A 23,646-nucleotide genomic window follows, 5' to 3' on the forward strand; every position below is an offset into this window, starting at 1 on the left:
CCGGGTCTAGTTGGTTTCGCGCGCCGGGGAAAGCCCCGCACGCATCAGAGCCGTGCCCAGCAATCGGGGATCAGGTCCGGATTCGACAGCTTGGTCGTGCCGAACCAGGTGGCCGGTGCGATCACCCGCTTGTCCGGCCCCGGATCGAGCCACGCCCCCCACCACGAAAAGGTGGAATTGGCGATGACGTGATGCGCGCAGCGCGACATCAGGTGCATGTCGAACGCGCCGCGCGTCTCGTCGTTGATGTCCACCACCACCTGTTCGGCCCCGAGGTCGAGGTTGTCGCGCGCCCAGTCGGGATCGTTGGAAAAGACGAAGCAGGTGAGCGGGGTTCCGAGATCGCCGGTCAGCCGGTCGATGGCCTGCCGGTAATAATCCGGCGGGCAGGCGGCGTAGCTGCCCGAGGCGAGGTAATCGCCGCGCCGGACGTGCATCGAGACGGCACAGGGTGCGGCGTCGATCCGCGCCGCCATGTCGGCATTGGCGGGGTCGAGCGGGGTGGTGAAGGCAAGGTCGTCGCGCAGCCGGTCGGCGATGGCGGCGAAAAAGCGTTCGGACTGCCAGTAACCGTGCAGGTAGGTGCCGTCGGGCAGGTCGAAGAAATCCGGATCAAAGCCGAGCCCGCGCTCGCGGTGAAAGCGCGGATCGCGCCCGAAGAGCCGCCAGAACCCGTAGCGCAGCAGCCCGTCGGATTTGGCAGGTGGCAAGGGGACGTCGGAGAGGTAACGGGCCTGCGCGAAATGACCCATTCCGCAGGCCCTGGCGTTGCCGAGATAACGGGGATCTAGCGCCAGCCCGCAGCCAAGATGGTCGGCGAGCGCGCGCCCGGCGGCATACTGGAAAAGCTGGTTGCCCAAGCCCCCGAACAACCGCGCCACGATCATGCAAGGCCGCCCTGCGCCGGGGCGGGGCTGTGCCGCGACGCCTGCATCACCGCCCAGCGATAGCGCAGCCGCGCCCATTCCCGTCCGACCTGTTCGAACGGCGTGCGCACGCCACCCTGTATGGTCGAGCCATCGAGCCGGTCGGCGATATCGGTGATGCCCGAAGGGTAGATCGCGGCAGGACGTATCCTGGTGTGCCAATGGCTCTGAACAAAGGTATCCACGGGCCGGTCGAACGCCTCGGAGAGATGCAGGAGCCGCTCGGCGGCCGCCCGGCTCACCATCTGCGCGGTGGTGCGCAGCCCGGCCATGCGTGGCACCGAAAGCGTCGCCGGGCCATTGGTGTCCACCACGGTGGCCGGGCCATGCGACGGGCGCGTCTGGAATTGTATATAGCCCAGTTCGGCCACATGATCGCGCGCCAGCGCCAGCGCGGCGGCATAGGGCTCGGGTGCGATCTCGGCGTCGTCCTCGATGATGAACGCGTGATCGAGATCACGGCGCACGATCTCGGCCCATATCTGCCGGTGGCTGAGAAAGCAGCCGATCTCTCCGGTCTTGAGCCCGAACGGGTAGACGGGTGCGAAGAGCCGCGCGCCGACACAGGCCGCGAGGTCGGTCGAGGACATGGCGCGCCCGTCCACGGCGGCCCAGACCTCACCCGTCATTCCGCAGCCCGCGAGCAGCGCCTGCGCGTTCTCGCGACGCGCCGAGGCGCGCACGAGATGGAGGACAAAGGCGTGCTCGCTCACCGTCTCAGACGCCGGGCGTCCAGCCCGACACGGCCTTGACCTCGAGGAAATCCTCGATGCCCCATTTGCCGCCTTCGCGCCCGTGGCCCGACTGCTTCATTCCTCCGAAAGGTGCGCCGGCACCGCGCGACTTGCCATTCATCTCGACCATGCCGGAGCGCAAGGCACGCGCAAGCCGGTTGGCGCGCGCCGGATCGCCGGTCTGGACATAGTTGGTCAGGCCATAGGGCGTGTCATTGGCGATCGCGATGCCCTCTTCCTCGGTGTCGAAGGGGATGATCGACAGGACCGGGCCAAAGATTTCCTCCTGCGCGATGGTCATGTCGTTGGTCACGTCGGCAAAGACGGTGGGGCGCACGTAGAACCCCTTGTTGAAGCCCTCGGGCCGCCCGGTGCCGCCCGCCACCAGCCGCGCGCCCTCGTCGATGCCGGTCTGAATCAGATCCTGCACCTTCTGGAACTGCGTGGCGTTGACCACCGGTCCGATGTGGCGGCCCGGCTCGGACGCGGGGCCGACCTTTAGCGACCCGGCGATGGCTGCGGCCTCTTGCACGGTGCGGTCGTAGCGGTCGCGCTGTACCAGCATGCGCGTGGGGGCGTTGCAGGACTGGCCGGTGTTGTTCATGCAGTGCAGCACGCCGCGCTTGACCGCCTTTTCATCGGCATCGTCGAAGATCAGGTTGGCGCCCTTGCCGCCCAGTTCCAGGCTGACACGCTTGAGCGTGTCGGCGGCGGATCTGGAGATGAGCCGCCCGGCGCGCGCCGAGCCGGTGAAGGAGATCATATCGACGTCCGCGTGCGCCGAGAGCTGGCTGCCCACCCCCGCGCCGTCGCCGTTGACGAGGTTGAACACGCCCCTGGGCAGGCCCGCCGCGTCGATGATCTCGGCGAAGATCAGGGCGTCGAGCGGGGACTCTTCGGAAGGTTTGAGCACCATCGTGCAGCCCGCCACCAACGCGGCGATCACCTTGAGCGTGATCTGGTTCATCGGCCAGTTCCAGGGCGTGATCATGCCCACGACGCCCACCGGCTCGTGGATGATGCGGTCGTTCGGGGCGTGGTCGCCCAAGGGCGCGTCAAAGGCGAATTCGCGCGCGGCCTTGAGGAAATTGGCGGTGTGCCAGCTTCCGGCAGGCACCTGGCTGGAGCGGGCCATGTCGATGGGCGCGCCCATTTCCATGCTGATCGCCTGTGCAAGGTCCTCGGCGCGGGTCTCGTAGATCTCGAGGATCTTCTCGACATGGGCGATGCGCTCGGCGGGCGGGGTGGCCATCCATGCCGGAAAGGCGGCGCGCGCAGCGGCGACGGCAGCGTCTGTATCGGCCTGTCCGCCAAGCGCGATCACCGCGCAGGGTTCTTCGGTCGAGGGGTCGATTACCGGGTGATCGCGGCCCTCGCGCGCCTCCACCCATGCCCCGTCGATATAGAACTGGCGTTTCTCGATCATGGTTGACCTCCGTGAATTTAACGACACTCTGTCAGGGCCACCGGCGGGCTACAAGCCCGTATCGACCGGGTTGGGCGGCGTTTGATCAGACCCCGCCATACGCCGCCGCGAAGATCACGAAAGGAGATCACCATGAGTTTGCGCATCAACGATACCATCCCCGACCTCACCGTCGAGACCGATCTCGGCCGCTTTTCACTGCATGACTGGATCGGCGATGACTGGGCGATCCTGTTCTCGCATCCCAAGGACTTTACGCCCGTTTGCACCACCGAGTTCGGCGCTGTCGCGCAGCTTGCCGACGAGTGGGAGAAACGCGGCTGCAAGGTGATCGGCGTCTCGGTGGACAGCGCCGAGGACCATCGCAAGTGGAAGGCCGATATCGAGAAGGTCGGACGCGCAGCACCGGAATTCCCGATCATCGCCGATGCCGGGCTGGAGGTATCCAAGGCGTTCGGGATGCTGCCCGCCGAGGCCTATCTGCCCGAGGGGCGCACCCCCGCCGACAGCGCCACGGTGCGCAGCGTGTTCATCATCGCACCGGACAAGCAGGTAAAGCTGATGATGACCTACCCGATGACCGTGGGCCGCAATTTCGCCGAGGTGCTGCGCGCGCTGGACGCGCTTCAGACCACGGTGAAGCATGGTGTGGCCACGCCTGCCGACTGGACCGTCGGGCAGGACGTGATCGTGCCACCCTCGGTCGATGACGCGGCGGCGCGGGAGAAATTCGGCGATTTCGATGCCGATCTGCCCTATCTGCGGCGGGTGAAACTGCCGGGCTGAGGGCTTAGGGGGCCGGGCGACCGGCCCCTCTCTCCTTATCGCACGACCATCACCAAGGAATGAACCTTGGTGGGGGGGCGAGTTTGGCTTGGAGGGGACGTTGAGCCTCAAGCGCTGAGCCGCGCCATCGCATGTCCGCGGGCAGGCGATCCGACAGTTTTTCAGTGCGCTTTATTTCTGCTTTCCCGCAAAAGATTTAATCGGCGCGCTGGCTTAACCATATCGCCTGTCCGGGGGGCGGACATGCGATGGCGCGGCGGGCTTCGCCCTTGAATCCGCGCCGGGACCAAATCCCAAACGTCCGCTCCAGGCCACAAACGGTCCTGCGGCAAGCCCCCTACCGCACCACCATCACCGAGCAATCGGCGTGGCGCACCACGCGCGCGGCGTTGGGGCCGAGCAGGAAGTCGCGGAAATCTGGTTTGTGCGCGCCGATCACAATCAGGGCCGCGCCATCCGCCCGCGCCACGCGCAGGATTTCCTCGTAGGCGTTGCCGGTCACCACGACGTGACGGACCTTTTCGTTGGCCTCGGGTCCGAGAACCTCTGCCACGAGGTCGTGGAGCCGCTGCAGCGCATCTTCCTCGATACGTGGATGGTGACCCTTGTCGAAATAGGTGCCGACCACGCTCATCCCGTAGTCGGGGACCACGGTGATCACGTCGAGCTGCGCGTCGTCGAGGGCGGCAAGCCGCGCCGCCATGCGCAGCACGTGATCGTCGCGATGCGGGTTGCTGACATCGACGGCGCAGAGAACGGGACCGGTCATGCGGTGACTCCTTCCTTGGTGTTCGGCTCGCGCTCCATGCGGGCGCGCTGCAGCAGCACGATCAGCCCCAGCAGAAGGAAGGCGGGGATGAACAGAAGTTCCTGCGGCCATTGATCTACCGGTGCCTTGGCGCTGGTGACGGTCACCGGTTCGTCGCCGTAGAAATCATAGCCCTGCATCGTCTCGGAGAAGGGCGTGCCGAACATCGGCTCTTCGAGCAGAACGCGGTCACCCTCGGGGATGAGGGTAAGGCCATACTCCTGCAACAGCGCCGCGCCGTCCTTGTCCTCGGTCACCGACAGCACGAGGGTCGTCTCCTTGGGCTCGCCGCTGATGAAATCGGGGCCGGAGACGACCAAGCGGAGATCCTGCCCCGGCGTGGCCCGCCCGAGCGCCTGTTCGAGATTGGCGGGCTCGACCATCTCGAAGGGGGGCTGGATGCGGTTCATGAAATAGTCGGGCCGGAACAGCGCGAAGGCAACCAGAACCAGCGCCACGCTCTCGTAAATGCGGCTCTTGGTGAGGAACCAGCCCATCGTGCCGGCGGTAAAGACGAGGATCGCGATCGAGGCCACGATGAAGGTGATGATGCCTTGCGTCAGCGTCACGTCGATCAGCAGGAGGTTGGTGTTGAAGATGAACACGAAGGGCAGCGCCACGGTACGCAAGCTGTAGAAGAAGGCGGTGAAGCCGGTGCGGATCGCGTCGCCGCCCGAGACGGCGGCGGCGGCAAAGCTGGCCAGCCCCACCGGCGGCGTCACGTCGGCCATGATGCCGAAATAGAACACGAAGAGGTGCACCGCGATCAGCGGCACGATCAGCCCAGATTGCGCGCCAAGCTCGACCACGACCCCGGCCATCAGCGACGACACCACGATGTAGTTGGCCGTGGTCGGCAAGCCCATCCCGAGGATCAGGCTGAGAAGCCCCACGAAGATCAACATCAGCACGAGGTTGCCGCCCGAGACGAACTCGACCAGGTCGGCCATCACCTGCCCCACCCCGGTCAGCGTCACGGTGCCCACGATCACCCCCGCCGTGGCGGTGGCAAGACCGATGCCGATCATGTTGCGCGCGCCCGCGATCAGCCCGTCGAGCAGATCCTGAAGCCCGGCGCGCATGGCGTTGGCGGTATCGCTTTGGCCGCGAAAGATCGCCTTTAACGGGCGCTGCGTCAGCAGGATCACGAACAGCAGCGACGTCGCCCAGAACGCCGAGAGGCCGGGCGATTTCTGTTCGATCATCAGGAAGTAGACCAGCACCACGATGGGCAGCAGGAAGTAGAGCCCGGCCTTGTAGATCTCGCCCACCACGGGCAGGCGCACGTCTTCTGAATTGGGATCGTCCGGTTCCAGATCCGGCACGCCCGACGCCAGCCACAGAAGGGCCAGATAGGCGAGGATCAGCAGACCCGACAGGACCAGGCCCGAGCCCTCGGGCACCATCGCCACGATCCAGCCAACCGGGTATTGCACCCCGTAGCACAGCCCCGCGAAGCCCGCGAAAAAGACGAACATGCCGCCGATCGTGCGCCCGAGGCTGACCACGCGGTCGCCCAAAGTGGGCATGTTCTGTTTCACCGCCTCGAGATGGACGATGTAGACGAGCGCGATATAGCTGATCGTGGCGGGCAGGAAGGCGTGGGTGATCACCTCGACATAGGAAATGCCCACGTATTCAACCATGAGGAAGGCCGCCGCGCCCATAACCGGGGGCATGATCTGGCCGTTGACCGAGCTTGCCACCTCGACCGCGCCCGCCTTTTCGGAGGTGAAGCCCACGCGTTTCATCAGCGGAATGGTGAAGGTGCCGGTGGTGACCACGTTGGCGATGGAGGAGCCGGAGATGAGGCCGGTGGCGGCAGAGCCCACCACGGCGGCCTTGGCCGGGCCGCCGCGCAGGTGGCCGAGCGCACCGAAGGCCATCTTGATGAAGTAGTTGCCGGCGCCCGCCTTGTCCAAGAGCGCACCGAACAGGACGAAGAGAAAGACGAACTTGGCCGAGACGCCCAATGCGATACCGAACACGCCCTCTGACGTGATCCACATGTGGCTCATCGCCTTTTGCAGGCTGGCGCCCTTCCAGCGGATGACCTCGGGTATCCAGTCGGAGGCCCCGAAGAAGACATAGCCAAGGAAAATCGTGGCGATGATCGCCATCGCCGGGCCGAGCGCGCGGCGCGCGCCCTCGAACAGGATGATGAGACCGGCGAGCGCGGCCCATTTATCTGTGTGGTCGGCCAGCCCGCCGTTGTTGACGATCTTTTCGTAGAAGAAATAGCCGTAGAGCGCGAAGAATGTCCCTGCGAGGCCCAGCACCCAGTCATAGATAGGCACGTAGCGGCGCGGGCTGGAATTCAGCATCGGGTAGGCCATGAACGCCAGGAAAATCGCGAAGGCGAGGTGGATCTGGCGCGAGTTGTTGATCAGGTCGCCGGGCAGGACGTAATTGGCCAGCGGCGAGGCCAGCAGCACCTGGTAGAGCGACCAGACCACGGCCACCACCGCGATGAGCATCGCCACCGCGCCCGTGGGGTTGCGCGCGCCGCCATCGCTGGAGGCGACCATTTCCTGGAGTTCGCCCTCGCTGAGCGGGCCCTTGCCCTGCCTGTCCTCGGCCATATGTCCCGTCTCCCTGACACGCCGCGATCGGGGCGCGGTCGTTGATTATCGCTTGATAGTGGAATGACACGAACGAAAAAGGCAAGGGCAGCGTGCCGCCCTTGCCGTGTGGGTGGAGTCGTTATTCGATCCAGCCCTGTTCCTTGTAATACTTGGCCGCGCCCGCGTGCAGCGGAGCGGAAAGACCGGCGGTCGCCATTTCCTGCGGGTCGAGATTGGCGAAGGCGGGGTGCAGGCCGCGGAAATCGTCGAAGTTCTCGAACACCGATTTCACGACCGTGTAGACCGCGTCCTCGCTGACCGCATCGGAGCTGACGAAGGTGGCACCGACGCCGAAGGTCTGCGTGTCGGCGTCATTGCCGCGATACATGCCGCCGGGGATGGTGGCGGTGCGGTAGTAGGGGTTGTCGTTGACGAGCCCGTCGACGGCGTCACCCGAGACCTCGACCAGCACGCTGTCGCAGGCCGTGGTTGCCTCCTGGATCGAGCCCGAGGGGTGGCCGACGGTGTAGACCATCGCGTCGATCTGGTTGTCGCACAGAGCAGCAGACTGCTCGGCGGCCTTGAGCTCGGTCGCGAGCGCGAAATCGTCGGTGGTCCAGCCCTTGGCGTCCATCAGCACTTCCATCGTGCCACGCTGACCGGAGCCGGGGTTGCCGATATTGACGCGCTTGCCCTTGAGATCGTCGAAGGTGGTGATGCCGCTATCGGCGCGGGCCACCACGGTGAACGGCTCGGGGTGGACCGAGAACACCGCGCGCAGACCCTCGAACGCGCCGTCCTCCTCGAAGCGCGAGGTGCCGTGAAAGGCGTGATACTGCCAGTCGGACTGCGCCACGCCGAACTCAAGCTCACCCGCGCGGATGGTCTTGATGTTGTAGATCGAGCCGCCGGTGGATTCGACCGAGCAGCGGATGCCGTGATCCTTGCGGCCCTTGTTCACGAGGCGGCAGATCGCGCCGCCCGTGGGATAGTAGACGCCGGTGACGCCACCGGTGCCGATGGTGATGAATTCCTCGGCCATTGCCGCCGGGGCCATCATCGCGGCGAGCGCGGCCCCCGCAACGGTGAATTTGAACTTGGCAAACATCATTATCTCCCTTTGTTGCTGATGTTGTTGGGTTTTCGTATCAGCCGTCCCAGGTTTCGCCAAGGCGGCGGCTGCTCTCTTCGACCCGGGCGATGCGCGCGCGCGCCGCCGGGCCTGCGCGGCTCACCAGCATCCCGACCATTGCTTCGGCGAGGACGAGGGTGGCCACATAGGAGGAATAGAAATGCGGGCTGTCGGAGGGCACGACAAAGCCCGCCGAGGCGTGGCGCAGGGCTGGACAGGCGTGGCTGTCAGTGATGACCACGACATAGGCGCCCTGCGCCGCCGCGAGATGAGCGGCCTCGATCGAGCGGGTTGAGAATGGCGGCTTGGTGATGACGAGCAGCGCGTCGCGCGCGTCGAGCCCCGCGAGCGCGGCCCCGAGCGAGGCCCCCATCCGGCCACCGATGGTCCATTTACCGGTGCAGAAATGCGCCATGTAGGCGAGATATTCGACGATTCCCGTGGAGCCCAGCGCGCCGAACACCAGCACGTTGCGCGCGCCGTGAAGCCGGTCCACCGCCTGTTCCAGAAGCGCGCGGTCGATATCGCGCCGGAGCGATTCGAGATTGCTCTGGCAGGCGCTGACATGCGCCTCGAAGAAGCCGGTCTCTCCCGCCTCGTGCGCCGCCTGCAACCGCTCGGCGCGCTCGGCGAAGCTGTTGACGCGCGCGCCGATCTTTTCGCGCATCGCCTCGCGCAGGTCCTCGAAGCTCTGGTAGCCGATTGCGCGGGCGAAGCGCGAGAACGTGGCGGGGGCCAGGCCGCTGTCACTGGCGACGGTGCGCAGGGACCGCGTGGCGGTATCGACGGGATGGGCCGCCACGTATTCGCCCGCCTGCCGCAGCTTGTCGCTGAGGCCGTCGAAATTGCGCGACAGTCTCTGTTCGAACGAAGCGTTCAAACGGTCCCTCCCTGAATTTTAGATTATTCGTTCCATCTGTTTCACCCCTTGTCAATATGTGATTCATTTGTTTCATTCGTGCGAACCAGCAAGGACTCGCGCCATGACCCACGTCTTTCCCCGCCACACCAAGGCCCGCCCGCCCCGCGCCGCACGCGGCGACGGTGCTTATATCATCGACGAATCGGGGAAGAGATACCTCGACGGATCGGGCGGCGCGGCGGTCTCGTGCCTCGGGCATTCCGACCCGGACGTGACACAGGCGATCAAGGATCAGGCCGACCGAATCGCCTTTGCCCATACCGGGTTCTTCACGTCCGAGCCTGCCGAGCGGCTGGCCGACCGCTTGATCGCCCACGCGCCGGAGGGGATCGAGCGGGTCTATTTCGTCTCGGGCGGGTCCGAGGCGGTGGAGGCGGCGCTGAAACTCGCACGGCAGTATTTCCTGGAGAAGGGCGAGCCATCGCGCACCCGGTTCATCGCGCGCAGGCAGAGCTATCACGGCAACACGCTGGGCGCGCTGGGCACCGGCGGCAACATGTGGCGGCGCGAGCCGTTTGCGCCGCTGATGGTCGAGACCTCGCACATCGCGCCCTGCTATGAATATCGCGGGCGCGAGGATGGCGAGACGCCCGAGGACTATGGATTGCGCGTAGCCGATGAGCTTGAGGCGGAACTGCGCCGCGTCGGGCCGGAGAACGTGATCGGCTTCGTCGCCGAACCGGTGGTGGGGGCGACGCTGGGCGCGGTGCCATCCGTGCCGGGATATTTCCGGCGCATCCGCGAGATCTGCGACCGGCACGGCATCCTGCTGATCCTCGACGAGGTGATGTGCGGGATGGGGCGGACCGGCACGCTGTTTGCCTGCGAGCAGGACGACGTGCGCCCCGATATCGTGACCATCGCCAAGGGGCTGGGCGCGGGCTATCAGCCGATCGGCGCGATGCTGTGTTCGGGCGAGATATACGCCGCCATCGAGGGCGGATCGGGGTTTTTCCAGCATGGCCACACCTATATCGGCCATCCCGTCGCCTGTGCCGCCGCCGATGTCGTGGTCGGCAAGCTGACGGCGGGCGGGATGACCGACCGCGCGGCGCGGATGGGCGAGGTGCTGGGCGCGGCGTTGCGCGAGCGGTTCGGGCAGCATCCGCATATTGGCGACATTCGCGGGCGCGGCATGTTTCGCGGGCTGGAACTGGTCGAGGACCGGGAGAGCAAGACGCCCTTTGACCCGGCGCGCGGGATCAACAAGCGGATCAAGGCGGCGGCGTTCGAGGCGGGGCTGATCTGTTACCCGATGGGCGGCACGATTGATGGGCGGCGTGGCGATCACGTGCTGCTCGCGCCGCCCTTTATCCTGACCGAGGATCAGGTGGGCGAGCTGACCGACAAGCTGGCCACCGCGCTCGAGGTGGCGCTGGCGTGAGGGTGCTGCCCCGGCTGATGGTCGCGCCCACCGGGGCGCGGCGCGGCAAGGCCGACCACCCGGCCCTGCCCGTTACCCTGCCCGAGATCGTGGAAACCGCGCGCACGTGCCACGAGGCGGGGGCGGACGGGCTACACCTGCACCTGCGCGACGCCGAGGGGCGGCACCTGCTGGACGCCGGGGCCTATCGCGAGGCGCTGGCCGAATTGCGCGACGCGGTGCCCGAGATGGCGGTGCAGGTCACGACCGAGGCGGCGGGCGCCTATGCGCCACCCCATCAGCGGGCGGTGGCGCTGGCGGCGGGGGCCGATCTGGTTTCGGTCGCGTTGCGCGAGATGGCGGCGGAGGCGCGGGCGGCGCCGGGGTTTTATGCCACCTGCGCCGAGCGGGGCATCGCGGTGCAGCATATCCTTTATGACGCGGGGGATTTCGATCTGCTGACGCGGCTGGTGCCGGAGGGGTTGCGCGATATCGCAGAATTGCAACTGATCTTCGTGCTGGGGCGCTACAGCGCCGGGCAGGAGAGCGATGCGCGCGACCTGGGCCCGTTCCTCGACCGGCTGGCGGCGCGGGAGGGGCCCGTCGACTGGGCCGCCTGCGCCTTTGGCCGGGCCGAGACCGCGTGCCTGCGCGCCGCGCACGCGGCGGGGGGGAAGATGCGCGTGGGGTTCGAGAACAGCCTGTGGCACGAAGATGGCCGGGTGGCGCGTGACAATGCCGAACGGGTGCGGGCGGTGGTCGGGGCCTGCGGGTTGGACTCGCCGTGACCGGCCGAAGGGATGCGATGGACGCGGGTTCAGGTTCTGGGTGCGAAACGGCCAGATGACGGCCTGGACCTGAGCTTGTGCATTCCACCGGATCGGGGCAGTCGGCATAAGGGCTGGAAGGGATGTTGCAGTGAGCCGCGCATCGACGGGCCGCGGCGCGGCGATCCGACGGTGGTTCTGCCGTGCTTTATGGCTGCCGAATCCTAAAAGGGCCTGAGCGGTGCGCAGGTTGCAGCCATATCGCCGTGCCGGGGGGCGGCCCGGCGATGCGCGGCGGCGTGCAAGCACGCCTCGAATCCGCGCATTGGCACCAAGACCTGAAAGACCGCTCCAGGCCAATCGCGCCCCTCACAGGGCGGTGTCGAGGCGCTGCCACTCCGCTGCTGTCCCGGCGAGGCCGAGGCGCAGCCAGTGCCGCGAATAGGGGAAGATGCGCGACCAGATGCGATGGCGCGCGAGATGCTCTTGCGCCGCCACCGCATCGGGGGTGGCATAGGTGCGAAAGAGCGGCGTGCCGCCAACGAGCGACCAGCCCGCACGGAGGCTAAGTGCATCGAGCCGCGCGGCATCGCCGGTGAGGCGGGCGGCGGTTTCGGCCTGCCACGCGGTGTCGCGGAGGGCCTGCGCCCCCACCGTGATTGCCGGGCCGGAAACGGGCCAGGGCCCCGCCATCCCGGCGAGATGGCGGGCGATTTCCGGGGACGAGAGGGCGAAGCCGAGACGCAGACCGGCCAACCCGTAGAACTTGCCGAAGGACCGCAGGACGAGGATGTTTTCCGGCCCGTCGTGCAGGCGCGGGGCGAGCGACAGGCGCGGTTCGGGATCGGCGAAGCTCTCGTCCACGACCAGGAGCCTGACCCGGTCGGCAAGCGCCATCAGGCGGTCGGGATCGTGGCGGGTGCCGTCGGGGTTGTTGGGGTTCACCACCACGGCACAATCGGCCCCGGCGAGGGCGTCGAGGCTCAACGCCTCGTCCACCGTCCAGCCCCCGGCGCGCAGGGCGGCGGCGTGCTCGTTATAGGTGGGCACGAGCACCCGGGCGCGGCCCGGCGCGACGAGTTGTGGCACCGCCTGGATCGCCGCCTGCGCGCCGGCCAGCGGGGTGATGTGGGCGCGGGTGCCGTAGGCCTCTGCCGCCGCCGCGCGCAGGCGGGCCATGTCGGCACGGGTGGGCAGCACGGCAAAGGCACGTGGCGGAAGCGCGGGCAGCGGGTAGGGCACCGGGTTGATGCCCGTCGACAGGTCGAGCCAATCGGCGGCGTCGCCGCCGAAGCGGCGCTGCGCGGCGTCGAGATCGCCGCCGTGATCGCGGGGGGCGTTGTCCATGCCGTCTTAGACCAGCCAGAGGGCCAAAAGTGCAAGCGCGAGAAGCGTCATCGCGCGGGCATAGAGCGTCAGCGCGCGGCGCATCCGCGCCGCCCCGGGATCGGGCGCGCCGGGGTTGAGCCACGGCTCTTCGCTGACATGCGTGTCGTAGCGACGCGGCCCAGAGAGCCGCACGCCCAGCGCGCCCGCCATCGCCGCCTCGGGCCAGCCCGCGTTGGGCGAGCGGTGGTTGCGGGCATCGCGCAGCATCACCCGCAGGGCGCGGGCGGCGTGGCGCGGCGCGGCCAGCGCGAAAAGCAGCCCGGTCAGCCGTGCGGGGATGAAATTGGCAACGTCATCGAGGCGGGCGGCCAGCTTGCCAAAGGCATCAAAGCGGTCGTTGCGGTGGCCAATCATCGAATCAAGCGTGTTGATGGCCTTGTAGGCGGCGATGCCGGGCAAGCCCGCCACAGCGCCCCAGAAAACCGGGGCCACGATCCCGTCGCCGGTATTCTCGGCAAGGCTCTCTATCCCGGCGCGGGCCACGCCCGCCGCGTCGAGCATGGCCGGGTCGCGGCCCACGATCATCGCCACCGCCGCACGCGCGCCGGGCAGGTCGCCCGCCGCCAGCGGCGCGGCGACGGCGGCGACGTGATCGTGCATCGACCGAAGCGCGATCAGCGGCCAGGCCAGCACGCCACCCAGAACGGCGCCCAGGGGTCCGGCGGGCAGCAACCACTGCACCGCCAGCGCGGGGAGCGCGGCGAGCGCCACCACGGCCAGCGCGGTGATCGCCCCGGCGATCAGCCGCCGGTCGCGTGCCCCGGTATTCCAGCGCGCCTCGAGCGCCGCGACCGCCGCGCCGAGCCACGTCACCGGATGCTCGATCCGGGCATGGAGCCAACCGGGCCAGCCAAATGCGAGGTCGAGCGCCAGCCCGACCAGCATCATTCCGGCAAAGCTCATTCCGCACCGCCGGTTGCAAACCCGAATACACCCGACAGCCCCGCCTCGCGCAGGGCCGCCGCCACCGCGTCCGGCACCTTGCCCGGAGCGAAGATCAGCGCCCGCGCGGTGCCGGTATGCGCCCGCGCATGGCCCAGCGCGCCCAGGTCGCGCGCCAGCGCGTCGATCGGATCGTCGGGGCCGCGCAGGGCGGTGCAGCGCCGCGCGGATTCTGTGGCGATCCCGGCCACGGCCGCAAGATCATCGCGCGCCACGGCCCCGCGCCAGAACGACACGAGGTCCGAGATATCGGGGAAGTCATGATCTTCGGGGTCGGTGCGTTGGGGCGTGCCCAGATAGCCGCCCACGATCTCGCAACGAGGCGGCGGGGCGAGATCCTCGAGGTTGCGCGCCTCGCGCGAGGCCCAGAGCATCCGGTCCGGGGCGGGATGCATCAGCGGATCGGTCGCGCCCTCGACGTCGAGGCAGGCGCGGGCCAGCGCCTGCGGGTCGCCCTGCCATCCCGCCGCCCGCGCGCTCGCCACGAGGCAGGCGGTCGAGGCCCCGGCGCCCGCGCCCATCGGCATGTCGGGGTCGAGCCCCGGCCATGCGACGGGGCCAAGGCCCAGCGCCCGTGCGAAACCGGCCACGGCGCGGGGCGGGAACAGACGGTCGATGCCCGGCCCCTGCCCCGGTGCCGCCACCGCCAGCGCCGGGCAGGCCAGCGTCACCAGCGCGACCGGTCCATCGGGGCCGAGCCGCCCCTGTATCCATTCACCGAAATGGCCCGGCACGCGCGTAGCGGGCCGGGCCATCGGGGTCGTTGTGTCAGCCATCTTTGCCGCTCCCGTCATCCTGTCGTGTTGTCACGCGGGGATGACGAAAAGTCGAGGCCGAAACGCGGGCCTAGTGCACCACGGCGTCGGCGGGCGGCTCCTGTGTCGCGGTGCCCACGCGCTCGCCGATGATGAGCCCGTCGGGGCCGGCGGTCACCGGCACGGTGCTGCCGTCGAGGATGTCGCCCGACAGCAGCGCCTCGGCCAGCGGATCCTGCAACGCCTTCTGGATCACGCGCTTCAATGGGCGCGCGCCATAGACCGGGTCATAGCCCTCGTCGGCGAGCCACTGCCGCGCGCTGTCGTCCAGCTCGAGCCGGATATTGCGGGTGGCCAGCCGCTTGAGCAGGCGGCGCATCTGGATGTCCACGATGCTGGTCATCTGCTCGCGGGTGATCCGGTCGAAGACCACGATCTCGTCCAGCCGGTTGAGGAACTCGGGCCGGAAATGCGAGCGCACCGCCTCCATCACGTCGCGCTTGGCGGCCTCGGCATCGGACCCCTCTGGCAACTGGCTGAGCGCCTGGCTGCCAAGGTTGGACGTGAGCACGATGGTCGTCTGCTTGAAGTCCACCGTCCGGCCATGCCCGTCGGTCAGCACGCCATCGTCGAGCACCTGCAACAGCACGTTGAACACCTCCGGGTGCGCCTTTTCGACCTCGTCGAACAGCACCACCTGGTAGGGGCGGCGGCGGACGGCCTCGGTCAGCACGCCGCCTTCCTCGTAGCCGACATATCCCGGCGGCGCGCCGATCAGGCGGGCGACCGAGTGTTTCTCCATGAACTCGGACATGTCGATGCGGACCATCGCCGAATCGTCGTCGAAGAGGAACTCTGCCACGGCCTTGGTCAGCTCGGTCTTGCCCACGCCGGTGGGACCGAGGAACAGGAAGCTGCCAAGCGGCCGGTTCTCGTCGTTGAGGCCCGCGCGGGCGCGGCGCACGGCGTTGGCCACGGCCTTGACGGCGGTGTCCTGCCCGATCACGCGGCGGTGGAGGTTCTCCTCCATGCCCAGCAGCTTCTCGCGCTCGCCCTCGAGCATCTTGGCGGTCGGGATGCCGGTCCAGCGTTCGACCACCTGCGCGATCTGTTCGGGGCGCACGGCCTCTTCGACCATGATATCGTCATCGCCTTGTTGCTCGGCCTCGACCAGTCGCTTTTCAAGCTGCGGGATCACGCCGTAGCTGAGCTCGCCCGCCTTGGCGAGATTGCCCTCGCGCTTGGCGATGTCGAGTTCGGCGCGGGCGCGGTCAAGTTGCTCCTTGAGGTCGCGGGCGCTGGCCAGCTTGTCACGCTCGGCCTGCCATTGCGCGGTCATCTCGGAGGATTTCTCCTGCAACTCGGCCAGTTCGCGTTCCAGCTTGGCGAGCCGGTCCCTGGAGGCGGCATCGTCTTCCTTGCGCAGGGCTTCGCATTCGATCTGCTTTTGCAGGATATCGCGGTCGAGCGCGTCAAGCTCCTCGGGTTTGCTGTCCACTTCCATGCGCAGGCGGCTTGCCGCCTCGTCCATCAGGTCGATGGCCTTGTCGGGCAAAAACCTGTCGGTGATGTAGCGGTGCGAGAGGGTCGCCGCCGCAACAAGCGCCGAGTCGGAGATGCGCACGCCGTGGTGCAGCTCGTATTTCTCCTTGATGCCGCGCAGGATCGAGATGGTGTCCTCGACCGTCGGCTCCTCTACCGTGAGCGGCTGGAACCGGCGGGCAAGGGCCGCGTCCTTCTCCACGTGCTTGCGGTATTCATCGAGCGTGGTGGCGCCGATGCAGTGCAATTCGCCGCGCGCCAGCGCAGGCTTGATGAGGTTGGCGGCGTCCATCGCGCCATCGGTCTTGCCCGCGCCTACCAGCGTGTGCATCTCGTCGATGAAGAGGATGATTTCACCGGCGGCCTGCGTCACCTCGTTGAGCACGCCCTTGAGCCGCTCCTCGAAATCACCGCGATACTTCGCACCCGCGATCAGCGCGCCCATGTCGAGCGCGAGCAGGCGCTTGTTGCGCAAGGATTCGGGCACGTCGCCATTGATGATGCGCAGAGCGAGGCCCTCGGCGATAGCGGTCTTGCCGACGCCCGGCTCACCGATCAGGACGGGGTTGTTCTTGGTCCGGCGGCTCAGGATTTGCATGGCGCGGCGGATCTCGTCGTCGCGGCCGATGATCGGGTCGATCTTGCCCTCGCGGGCCCGCTTGGTGAGATCCTGTGCGTATTTATCCAGCGCCTCGTAGGTGTCCTCGGCGCTTGCCGTGTCGGCGGTGCGGCCCTTGCGCAGGTCGTTGATCGCCTCGTTGATCTGCTGCGCGCTCACGCCACCGGCGTCGAGCGCCTGCTTGGCGGGGCTCTTCACAACGGCCAGGGCGGTGAGCATCCGCTCCACCGGCACGAAACTGTCGCCAGCCTTCTGCGCGAGCTTCTCGGCCTCGGCCAGCACCTTGCCGGTCTGCTGGTCCATGTAGGTCTGCCCGGCATCGCCAGAGACCTGCGGGATTTTTGCCAGTGCGAGGTCGTTGGCCTGCGTCACCCGCGCGGCATCGCCGCCCGCGCGCTTGATGAGATTGGCGGCAAGGCCCTCGGGGTCGTCCAGAAGCGCCTTGAGCAGGTGTTCAGGGGCGAGTTTCTGATGGCTTTCGCGCATCGCGATCGTCTGCGCGGCCTGGATGAAACCGCGCGACCGCTCGGTGAACTTGTTGAAGTCCATGAGTCTTTTCTCCTTTCATAAGCATTCCCTCGTGGCGCACCCTCAAGCGGCATGCACCAGCCGGAACCTCGGTTAGTGAGATGGGGAAGCCGGGAGGGCGGTTCAAGTCAGGACGGGCGGAAATCCTGCCTCCGACTTCTCCCGGGGCTTGACGTGCACCCTGCCCGCCGCGACAAGAGCCACGACCGCCCCCGGAGACGCGCCCATGACCGCCGCAGATGACCGCCTGATCGTCGCCCTTGACCTGCCCGACGCCCATGCGGGGCTGGAGATGGCCGAGACGCTGGGTGACGCCGTGAGCTTCTACAAGATCGGGCTGGGGATGCTGACGGGCGGCGGGCTGGCGCTGGCAAACGAACTCAAGCACGAGCACGGCAAGCGCGTGTTCCTCGACATGAAGCTTTTCGACATCGGGGCCACGGTCGAGGCGGCGGTGCGGGGACTGGCGCGGTTCGATCTCGATTTCCTGACGGTGCATGGCGATCCGCACGTGGTGCGCGCGGCGCGGGAGGGTGCGGGCGGCACGCCCTTGCGCATCCTCGCCGTCACCATCCTCACCTCGCTCGACCGGGGCGATCTCGATGCCGGGATGATGAAGCCGGGCGCGGTGCCGGACCTCGTGGCCGAGCGCGCGGGCCGCGCGTTCGATGCCGGGGCCGACGGGGTGATCGCCAGCCCGCGGGAGGCGGCGATGATCCGTGCGCTGCCCGAGGCGGCGGGCCGCCTCATCGTCACCCCGGGCGTGCGCCCGGCGGGCAGCGCCCTTGGCGATCAGAAGCGCGTGGCCACGCCCGCGCAGGCGATCGCGGACGGCGCGGATCACATCGTGGTGGGGCGCCCGGTCTGGGCATCCAGTGATCCCCGCACTGCCGTGAGCGCGATCCTCGACGAGATCCGCGGGGCCTGATTCCGCAGGTCGCTGTTATCCCGCCCGGCTGCGCGTGAGGTCGAGGAAGACGTCCTGCAAATCCGCCTGTTCGATGCGCAGGTCGCGGATCTTGATCCCGGCGGCGCGCACCGCTTCGAGTACCAAGTCGGCCGGGGTCTCGCGGGCGCGGTAGGTGATCTCGATTGTGCCATCGGCGTGGTGAGCGGCCTCGATCCCGCGCCCCTCCGGCAACGCGGTAACGGGCGCGTCGGGGGTAAGGATCATGCGCCGCCCGTCGAGCCGGTCCAGAAGCCGCGCGGTGCTGTCGCGCGCCACCACCGCGCCCTCGTTGATGATGGCGATCTCGTCGCACATCTCTTCGGCCTCTTCGAGGTAATGGGTGGTGAGGATGATCGTCATCCCCTCGCGGTTGAGGCGACGGATGTTTTCCCAGAGCATCGCGCGCAACTCGATATCGACGCCCGCAGTCGGCTCGTCGAGCACGAGGATGTGGGGGTGGTGGACAAGCGCCTTGGCCAGCAGGAGCCTGCGCCGCATGCCGCCCGAGAGCGTGCGCGCGTAGGCCTCGGCCTTGTCCTCGAGCCCGACGAGCCGCAATATCGCATCGCTGCGCCGCTCGCGACGCGGCACGCCGTAGAGCCCGGCCTGCACTTCGAGCGCCTCGCGCGGGGTGAAGAACGGGTCGAGGTTCAATTCCTGCGGCATCACCCCGATGGAGGCGCGGCTTTGCCTCGGGTTGCGGTCCTGGTCGAAGCCCCAGATCGTGACCTGCCCGGCGGTTTTCACCACCAAACCGGCGAGGATGTTGATGAGCGTCGATTTGCCCGCGCCGTTGGGGCCGAGGAGACCGAAGACCGAGCCCTGCGGAATGTCGAGGTCAATGCCCTTGAGCGCGAGCTTTTCCGGGCCGTGGCGCCCGCCCGCGTAGGTCTTGACCAGACCCCGGATTTCGATGGCACTTGCCGCCATGCCGCTCTTGCCCCCCGCCTCTTGTTCCAGCATAGTCCGACCTAGTCCAATGCACCGCAAAAGGAAACGCCCCGATGGTAACGCAGGCCCCGGAAACCCGTATCGTCGACAATTATCGCGTGGCCTGCGACGGCGGCGAGGGGGCGCTGGGCCATCCCCGCGTGTGGCTCCAGATTCCGCGCGAGACGGGCTATGTGGAATGCCCCTATTGCGACGCCAAGCTCGTCCATCGCGATTTCGAGGGCAAGGTCTGAGCGGTCCGGCTTGTCTTATCCAGATTAGCCAATATTATCTGAATCCGCTAATCCTTGATAACATGGATAAGACATGGACCCGAGACGCAATCCATTCGTCCCCAGTGCTGGCGTTCGCCCGCCTGAATTCGCGGGACGCGAGCACCTCGTAGAGCAGACCTCGATAGCCTTCGACCGCATCAAGACAGGGCTTCACGCGAACTCGATGTTTCTGCTCGGACTGCGCGGCGTTGGCAAGACGGTGCTGCTCAACGCGCTTCACGAGGATGCGAGGGCCAAGGGATTCGAGACCATCAAGCTGGAAGTTCCGGACGACTCGGGCGGACATCTGGTGAAGGGCCTCGTGCCGGGCCTGTCGGTCATCCTGCGCCGCCTGGACCGCATCGCGAACATGGAACAAAAACTGGGCCTTGCGACCGCAGCCCTGCGAAATTTCGCGGCGATTTTCAGGATCGAGTACGAAGGATTCGGCATCGGCGCGACGCCTGCGACACCGGACGCAGGCAGCGGCGATCTGGAAGCCGACCTCCCCGAGTTGCTGCGGCTGGTGGCCGAGGCGGCGGCGGCCCGCAACAGCGCCATCGGAATTTTCATCGACGAAATCCAGTATCTTTCGAAAGCCGAACTGTCCGCGCTTGCACGTGCCTTGCACGAGGCGGCGCAATCGGGCTTCCGGCTGATCGTGATCGGTGCTGGTCTGCCGCAGATCGCAGCGCTTGTGGGCGACGCGAAATCCTATGCCGAGCGGCTGTTACTGTTTCCCGAGGTCGGCCCGCTGAACGAAGACGCCGCACGTCGGGCGCTGCGCGAGCCGATAGAACGCTCCGGGGCGAGAATAGACGACAACGCGCTTCAAATGATCATTCAAGAGACACAAGGCTATGCCTATTTTCTCCAGACTTGGGGAAAGTTCGCCTGGGATGAAGCGAATGACGACAGGATAACGGAATCGGACCTGACCGACGCAGCCCCCGCAATTCTTACCCACCTTGACATGAATTTCTTCCGCGTGCGCTTTGACAGATGTTCGGAACTGGAACAGCAATATCTGCGAGCGATGGCCGAACTCGGTCAGGGCCCGCACCGAACGGGAGATATCGCAAATGCGCTCGGCACGACAAGCAGCCAGGTTGCCGCGACGCGTAGCAAGCTTATCAAGGCAGGGATGATATATTCCCAAAGGCATGGGGAGACTGCGTTCACGGTTCCTCTCTTTGACCGGTTCATGCTGCGGGCGATGCCGCGTCTCGTGCCGTATTCGGCGAGAAAAGGGACAAGAAAATGAGTTTTGGCAAAGGCTGTCACCTGCACCTGATCGACGGGTCGTCCTTTATCTTTCGCGCGTATCACGCGCTGCCGCCGCTGACGCGCAAGTCCGACGGGCTGCCGATCGGGGCAGTGGCGGGGTTTTGCAACATGCTGCAACGCTATGTGGAGGGCAATCACGGCCCAGACGCGCCCACCCATGTGGCGGTGATCTTCGACAAGGGCAGCCACACCTTTCGCAACGATCTCTATGATGCGTACAAGGCCAACCGCGAGGAGATGCCCGAGGACCTGCGCCCGCAGATCCCGCTGACGCGCGATGCAACGCGCGCGTTCAACATCGCCTGCGAGGAGATCGAGGGATTTGAGGCCGACGACATCATCGCGACGCTGGCCTGCAAGGCGCGCGACTTGGGCGGGCGGGTGACGATCATCAGTTCCGACAAGGACCTGATGCAGCTTGTCGGCGGCGGCGTGGAAATGCTGGATGCCATGAAGAACCGGCGCATCGACGTGGACGGCGTGCGCGAGAAATTCGGGGTGGACCCGGAGCGCGTGGTCGATGTGCAGGCGCTGGCGGGTGACAGCGTGGACAACATCCCCGGCGCGCCCGGCATCGGCATCAAGACCGCCGCGCTGCTGATCAACGAGTTCGGCTCGCTGGAGGAATTGCTGGAGCGCGCCGGTGAGATCAAGCAGCCCAAGCGGCGCGAGACGCTGATCGACAAGCGCGAGCAGATCGAGATGTCGAAGCAGCTGGTGCAGCTCGACTGCGACACGCCGCTGGAGTTCACGCTCGACGACCTGGAGGTGCGCGACCCCGATCCCGAGACGCTGCTGGCGTTTCTGGCGGAGATGGAGTTTCGCACCCTGTCGAAGCGCATCGCCGAGGCGCTGGGCCGGGAGGCGCCGGTGATTCCAGAGCCTGCTGCGCCAAAGACGGCAGAGGATGCGACAAGGGCGCCCGAATGGCCCGCAATAGAGCCCGATGCCTACGAGCATATCAGCGACATGGACGCGCTCGGGCGGTGGATCGAGGCGATCCGGGCACAGGGCTACGTGGCGCTGGATACCGAGACCACGTCGCTCAACGAGATGCAGGCCGATCTGGTGGGCGTATCGCTGGCCACCGCGCCGGGGCGCGCCTGTTACATCCCGCTGGCGCACAAGGGGGGGGCGGCGGACGATCTGTTCGGCTCGGAGGACCTGGCCGAGGGGCAGGTGCCGATGGCCGACGCGCTCGCCGCGCTGAAGCCGGTGCTGGAGGACGACGCGATCCTCAAGATCGGGCAGAACATGAAGTACGATGCCAAGATCCTCGCGGGTCACGGCATCACGGTGGCCCCCATCGACGACACGATGCTGATGTCCTACGCGCTGCACGCGGGCGAGCACGGGCACGGGATGGACACGCTCAGCGAACGCTACCTGAGCCACGAGCCGATCCCGATCAAGGCGCTGCTGGGCTCGGGCAAATCCGCGATCACCTTTGACCGGGTTCCGGTCGAGGAGGCGGTGAAATACGCCGCCGAGGATGCCGATATCACGCTGCGGCTGTGGCTGACCTTCAAACCGCAATTGCACCGCGCGCGCGTCACCACCGTGTACGAGACGCTGGAGCGGCCGCTGGTGCCGGTGCTGGCAGAGATGGAGCGGCACGGCGTCAAGGTGGACCGCGACACGCTGCGCGCCATGTCGGGCAAGTTCGCGCAGAAGATGGGGGAACTGGAAGCGGAGATACACGCGCTTGCGGGGCGATCCTTCAACGTCGGAAGCCCCAAGCAACTGGGTGAGATCCTGTTCGACGAGATGGGGCTGGAGGGCGGGAAAAAGGGCAAGACCGGGGCCTATGCCACCGGCGCGGACGTGCTGGAGGATTTGGCGACCGAGCACGAGCTGCCGGCGCGCGTGCTCGACTGGCGGCAGCTATCGAAGCTCAAATCGACCTACACCGATGCGCTTCAGGATCATATCGACCCGCAGACGGGGCGCGTGCACACCTCCTATGTGCAGACCGGGGCCAACACGGGGCGGCTCGCCTCGACCGATCCGAACCTGCAGAACATCCCGGTGCGCAGCGAGGAAGGCCGCCGCATCCGCGAGGCGTTTGTTGCAGAAGAGGGCAACCTGCTGGTCAGCCTGGATTATTCCCAGATCGAGCTGCGCATCCTTGCCCATGTGGCCGGGATCGACACGCTGAAACAGGCGTTCCGCGAGGGGCACGACATCCACGCCATGACGGCAAGCGAGATGTTCGGCGTGCCGATGGACGAGATGACGCCCGAGGTGCGGCGGCAGGCCAAGGCGATCAATTTCGGGGTGATCTACGGCATTTCCGGCTTTGGCCTCGCGCGCAACCTGCGTATTCCGCGCTCCGAGGCGCAGGGCTTTATCGACCGCTACTTCGAGCGCTTCCCGGGCATCAGGGATTACATGGATGAAACCGTATCCTTTGCCAAGGAACACGGGTTTGTTCAGACGCTGTTCGGGCGCAAGATTCACACGCCCGAGATCGGGGCGCGCGGCCCGCGCGCGGGATTTGCCCGCCGCGCCGCGATCAACGCGCCGATACAGGGCACGGCGGCGGACATCATCCGCCGAGCGATGATCCGGATGCCCGACGCGATCCGTGATCTGCCCTGCAAGATGCTCTTGCAGGTGCACGACGAATTGATCTTCGAAGTGGCGGAGGATGACGTTGACCGCCTGATCGGGGTGGCGCGCGAGGTCATGCAGGGCGCCGCCGACCCGGCGGTGCATCTCGACGTGCCGGTGGTGGTGGACGCGGGACAAGGCGGAAACTGGGCCGAGGCGCATTGAAGGATTGAACCGCGACGGGATCTTGTCCCCGTTTGGGATCAGAAGCGGCCCGCGGTCGCATGTGGCCCCGGCCCGTGTGAATACGCCGGCGGTTCGATGGGAACCCGCGCGTCCTTAACAATAGCTTTCCGCCACGCGCGGTCGCGACAGCGAATTTCAACCCGGGTTCCCGAAAACGGGCCGCGTTTCAACCGGTGTCGCGTTACCGCGCATGCCAAGAACGC

Annotated in this window: 19 protein-coding genes; 7 read left to right on the forward strand and 12 right to left on the reverse strand. The window is 66.9% G+C overall.

Translation table 11 applies throughout. From position 1 onward, the window contains the following. Positions 1-44 precede the first annotated feature (44 nt). From CRJ03_RS17940 to CRJ03_RS17950, 3 genes are read right to left on the reverse strand one after another with little or no spacing between them, the layout of a single operon-like run. Positions 45-887: an alpha-1,2-fucosyltransferase gene (locus CRJ03_RS17940; protein ID WP_104020241.1), complete on the reverse strand. Its 843-nt coding sequence runs from the start codon at positions 885-887 to the stop codon at positions 45-47. Continuing rightward, positions 884-1,639: a glycosyltransferase family 25 protein gene (locus CRJ03_RS17945; RefSeq protein ID WP_104020242.1), complete on the reverse strand. Its 756-nt coding sequence runs from the start codon at positions 1,637-1,639 to the stop codon at positions 884-886. The genes CRJ03_RS17940 and CRJ03_RS17945 overlap by 4 nt, the downstream gene beginning before the upstream one ends. Before the next feature lie 4 nt (positions 1,640-1,643). Next, on the reverse strand, positions 1,644-3,086 hold the full coding sequence (locus CRJ03_RS17950) for an aldehyde dehydrogenase family protein (protein ID WP_104020243.1): 1,443 nt from the start codon (positions 3,084-3,086) through the stop codon (positions 1,644-1,646). A gap of 132 nt (positions 3,087-3,218) precedes the next feature. Between CRJ03_RS17950 and CRJ03_RS17955 the strand changes: the two genes are divergently transcribed. Beyond that, positions 3,219-3,872, forward strand: coding sequence for a peroxiredoxin (locus tag CRJ03_RS17955; protein ID WP_104020244.1), 654 nt, complete (start codon positions 3,219-3,221; stop codon positions 3,870-3,872). A gap of 337 nt (positions 3,873-4,209) precedes the next feature. On the opposite strand, the gene CRJ03_RS17960 is transcribed toward CRJ03_RS17955, so the two are convergent. The 4 genes from CRJ03_RS17960 to CRJ03_RS17975 all read right to left on the reverse strand — a co-directional run bounded on the left by CRJ03_RS17960 (position 4,210) and on the right by CRJ03_RS17975 (position 9,256). Next, positions 4,210-4,641, reverse strand: coding sequence for a universal stress protein (locus CRJ03_RS17960; protein WP_104020245.1), 432 nt, complete (start codon positions 4,639-4,641; stop codon positions 4,210-4,212). Further along, entirely contained in the window at positions 4,638-7,262 is a 2,625-nt protein-coding gene (locus tag CRJ03_RS17965; protein WP_104020246.1) for a TRAP transporter permease, read from the reverse strand. The genes CRJ03_RS17960 and CRJ03_RS17965 overlap by 4 nt, the downstream gene beginning before the upstream one ends. Positions 7,263-7,383: 121 nt before the next feature. After that, positions 7,384-8,352, reverse strand: coding sequence for a TAXI family TRAP transporter solute-binding subunit (locus CRJ03_RS17970; RefSeq protein WP_104020247.1), 969 nt, complete (start codon positions 8,350-8,352; stop codon positions 7,384-7,386). 40 nt (positions 8,353-8,392) lie between these two features. Then, positions 8,393-9,256 (reverse strand): MurR/RpiR family transcriptional regulator, encoded by an 864-nt coding sequence (locus CRJ03_RS17975; protein ID WP_240611715.1) that lies wholly within the window; start codon positions 9,254-9,256, stop codon positions 8,393-8,395. 103 nt (positions 9,257-9,359) lie between these two features. Here CRJ03_RS17975 and CRJ03_RS17980 point away from each other — a divergent pair, with 103 nt between their 5' ends. Both CRJ03_RS17980 and CRJ03_RS17985 read left to right on the forward strand, forming a co-directional pair. After that, positions 9,360-10,682, forward strand: coding sequence for an aspartate aminotransferase family protein (locus CRJ03_RS17980; protein WP_104020248.1), 1,323 nt, complete (start codon positions 9,360-9,362; stop codon positions 10,680-10,682). Then, positions 10,679-11,449, forward strand: a complete 771-nt coding sequence (locus CRJ03_RS17985; RefSeq protein WP_104020249.1) for a beta-keto acid cleavage family enzyme — start codon at positions 10,679-10,681, stop codon at positions 11,447-11,449. Before CRJ03_RS17980 ends, CRJ03_RS17985 begins: the two co-directional genes overlap by 4 nt. 348 nt (positions 11,450-11,797) lie before the next feature. Here CRJ03_RS17985 and cobD read toward each other — a convergent pair whose 3' ends face one another. The 4 genes from cobD to clpB form a co-directional block, all read right to left on the reverse strand. Then, a complete protein-coding gene (gene cobD / locus CRJ03_RS17990; protein ID WP_104020250.1) occupies positions 11,798-12,775 on the reverse strand; it encodes a threonine-phosphate decarboxylase CobD in 978 nt (325 codons plus the stop codon). A 6-nt stretch (positions 12,776-12,781) separates the two neighbouring features. Beyond that, on the reverse strand, positions 12,782-13,720 hold the full coding sequence (gene cbiB, locus CRJ03_RS17995; protein ID WP_104020251.1) for an adenosylcobinamide-phosphate synthase CbiB: 939 nt from the start codon (positions 13,718-13,720) through the stop codon (positions 12,782-12,784). Further along, complete coding sequence (locus CRJ03_RS18000; RefSeq protein ID WP_240611716.1) at positions 13,717-14,535, reverse strand: propanediol utilization protein; 819 nt, start codon at positions 14,533-14,535, stop codon at positions 13,717-13,719. The genes cbiB and CRJ03_RS18000 overlap by 4 nt, the downstream gene beginning before the upstream one ends. 70 nt (positions 14,536-14,605) lie before the next feature. Further along, positions 14,606-17,224: an ATP-dependent chaperone ClpB gene (gene clpB, locus CRJ03_RS18005; protein WP_104020253.1), complete on the reverse strand. Its 2,619-nt coding sequence runs from the start codon at positions 17,222-17,224 to the stop codon at positions 14,606-14,608. A gap of 205 nt (positions 17,225-17,429) precedes the next feature. Between clpB and pyrF the strand changes: the two genes are divergently transcribed. Then, complete coding sequence (pyrF, locus tag CRJ03_RS18010; RefSeq protein ID WP_104020254.1) at positions 17,430-18,131, forward strand: orotidine-5'-phosphate decarboxylase; 702 nt, start codon at positions 17,430-17,432, stop codon at positions 18,129-18,131. 15 nt (positions 18,132-18,146) lie between these two features. Here the strand turns inward: pyrF and CRJ03_RS18015 are convergent, their stop codons facing one another. Continuing rightward, complete coding sequence (locus CRJ03_RS18015) at positions 18,147-19,082, reverse strand: ABC transporter ATP-binding protein (protein WP_104020291.1); 936 nt, start codon at positions 19,080-19,082, stop codon at positions 18,147-18,149. Between the two features lie 74 nt (positions 19,083-19,156). On the opposite strand from CRJ03_RS18015, the gene CRJ03_RS18020 reads away from it, so the two are divergent. From CRJ03_RS18020 to polA, 3 genes are all read left to right on the forward strand, one after another. Beyond that, entirely contained in the window at positions 19,157-19,336 is a 180-nt protein-coding gene (locus CRJ03_RS18020) for a zinc-finger domain-containing protein (RefSeq protein ID WP_104020255.1), read from the forward strand. A gap of 73 nt (positions 19,337-19,409) precedes the next feature. Beyond that, entirely contained in the window at positions 19,410-20,621 is a 1,212-nt protein-coding gene (locus tag CRJ03_RS18025; protein ID WP_104020256.1) for a DUF8462 domain-containing protein, read from the forward strand. Continuing rightward, positions 20,618-23,422 (forward strand): DNA polymerase I, encoded by a 2,805-nt coding sequence (gene polA / locus CRJ03_RS18030; RefSeq protein ID WP_104020257.1) that lies wholly within the window; start codon positions 20,618-20,620, stop codon positions 23,420-23,422. The genes CRJ03_RS18025 and polA overlap by 4 nt, the downstream gene beginning before the upstream one ends. The last annotated feature ends 224 nt before the right edge of the window (positions 23,423-23,646 follow it).

This window comes from Roseovarius nitratireducens, assembly GCF_002925845.1.
Lineage (GTDB): Bacteria > Pseudomonadota > Alphaproteobacteria > Rhodobacterales > Rhodobacteraceae > Roseovarius > Roseovarius nitratireducens.

What these genes read in the sequence shown, in the direction of transcription:
- CRJ03_RS17940 (WP_104020241.1), bottom strand. Translation starts at nt 887, where the DNA reads ATGATCGTGGCGCGGTTGTTCGGGGGCTTGGGCAACCAGCTTTTCCAG.
- CRJ03_RS17950 (WP_104020243.1), bottom strand. Translation starts at nt 3,086, where the DNA reads ATGATCGAGAAACGCCAGTTCTATATCGACGGGGCATGGGTGGAGGCG.
- CRJ03_RS17955 (WP_104020244.1), top strand. Translation starts at nt 3,219, where the DNA reads ATGAGTTTGCGCATCAACGATACCATCCCCGACCTCACCGTCGAGACC.
- CRJ03_RS17960 (WP_104020245.1), bottom strand. Translation starts at nt 4,641, where the DNA reads ATGACCGGTCCCGTTCTCTGCGCCGTCGATGTCAGCAACCCGCATCGC.
- CRJ03_RS17965 (WP_104020246.1), bottom strand. Translation starts at nt 7,262, where the DNA reads ATGGCCGAGGACAGGCAGGGCAAGGGCCCGCTCAGCGAGGGCGAACTC.
- CRJ03_RS17970 (WP_104020247.1), bottom strand. Translation starts at nt 8,352, where the DNA reads ATGTTTGCCAAGTTCAAATTCACCGTTGCGGGGGCCGCGCTCGCCGCG.
- CRJ03_RS17980 (WP_104020248.1), top strand. Translation starts at nt 9,360, where the DNA reads ATGACCCACGTCTTTCCCCGCCACACCAAGGCCCGCCCGCCCCGCGCC.
- cobD (WP_104020250.1), bottom strand. Translation starts at nt 12,775, where the DNA reads ATGGACAACGCCCCCCGCGATCACGGCGGCGATCTCGACGCCGCGCAG.
- cbiB (WP_104020251.1), bottom strand. Translation starts at nt 13,720, where the DNA reads ATGAGCTTTGCCGGAATGATGCTGGTCGGGCTGGCGCTCGACCTCGCA.
- CRJ03_RS18000 (WP_240611716.1), bottom strand. Translation starts at nt 14,535, where the DNA reads ATGGCTGACACAACGACCCCGATGGCCCGGCCCGCTACGCGCGTGCCG.
- clpB (WP_104020253.1), bottom strand. Translation starts at nt 17,224, where the DNA reads ATGGACTTCAACAAGTTCACCGAGCGGTCGCGCGGTTTCATCCAGGCC.
- pyrF (WP_104020254.1), top strand. Translation starts at nt 17,430, where the DNA reads ATGACCGCCGCAGATGACCGCCTGATCGTCGCCCTTGACCTGCCCGAC.
- CRJ03_RS18015 (WP_104020291.1), bottom strand. Translation starts at nt 19,082, where the DNA reads ATGGCGGCAAGTGCCATCGAAATCCGGGGTCTGGTCAAGACCTACGCG.
- CRJ03_RS18020 (WP_104020255.1), top strand. Translation starts at nt 19,157, where the DNA reads ATGGTAACGCAGGCCCCGGAAACCCGTATCGTCGACAATTATCGCGTG.
- CRJ03_RS18025 (WP_104020256.1), top strand. Translation starts at nt 19,410, where the DNA reads ATGGACCCGAGACGCAATCCATTCGTCCCCAGTGCTGGCGTTCGCCCG.
- polA (WP_104020257.1), top strand. Translation starts at nt 20,618, where the DNA reads ATGAGTTTTGGCAAAGGCTGTCACCTGCACCTGATCGACGGGTCGTCC.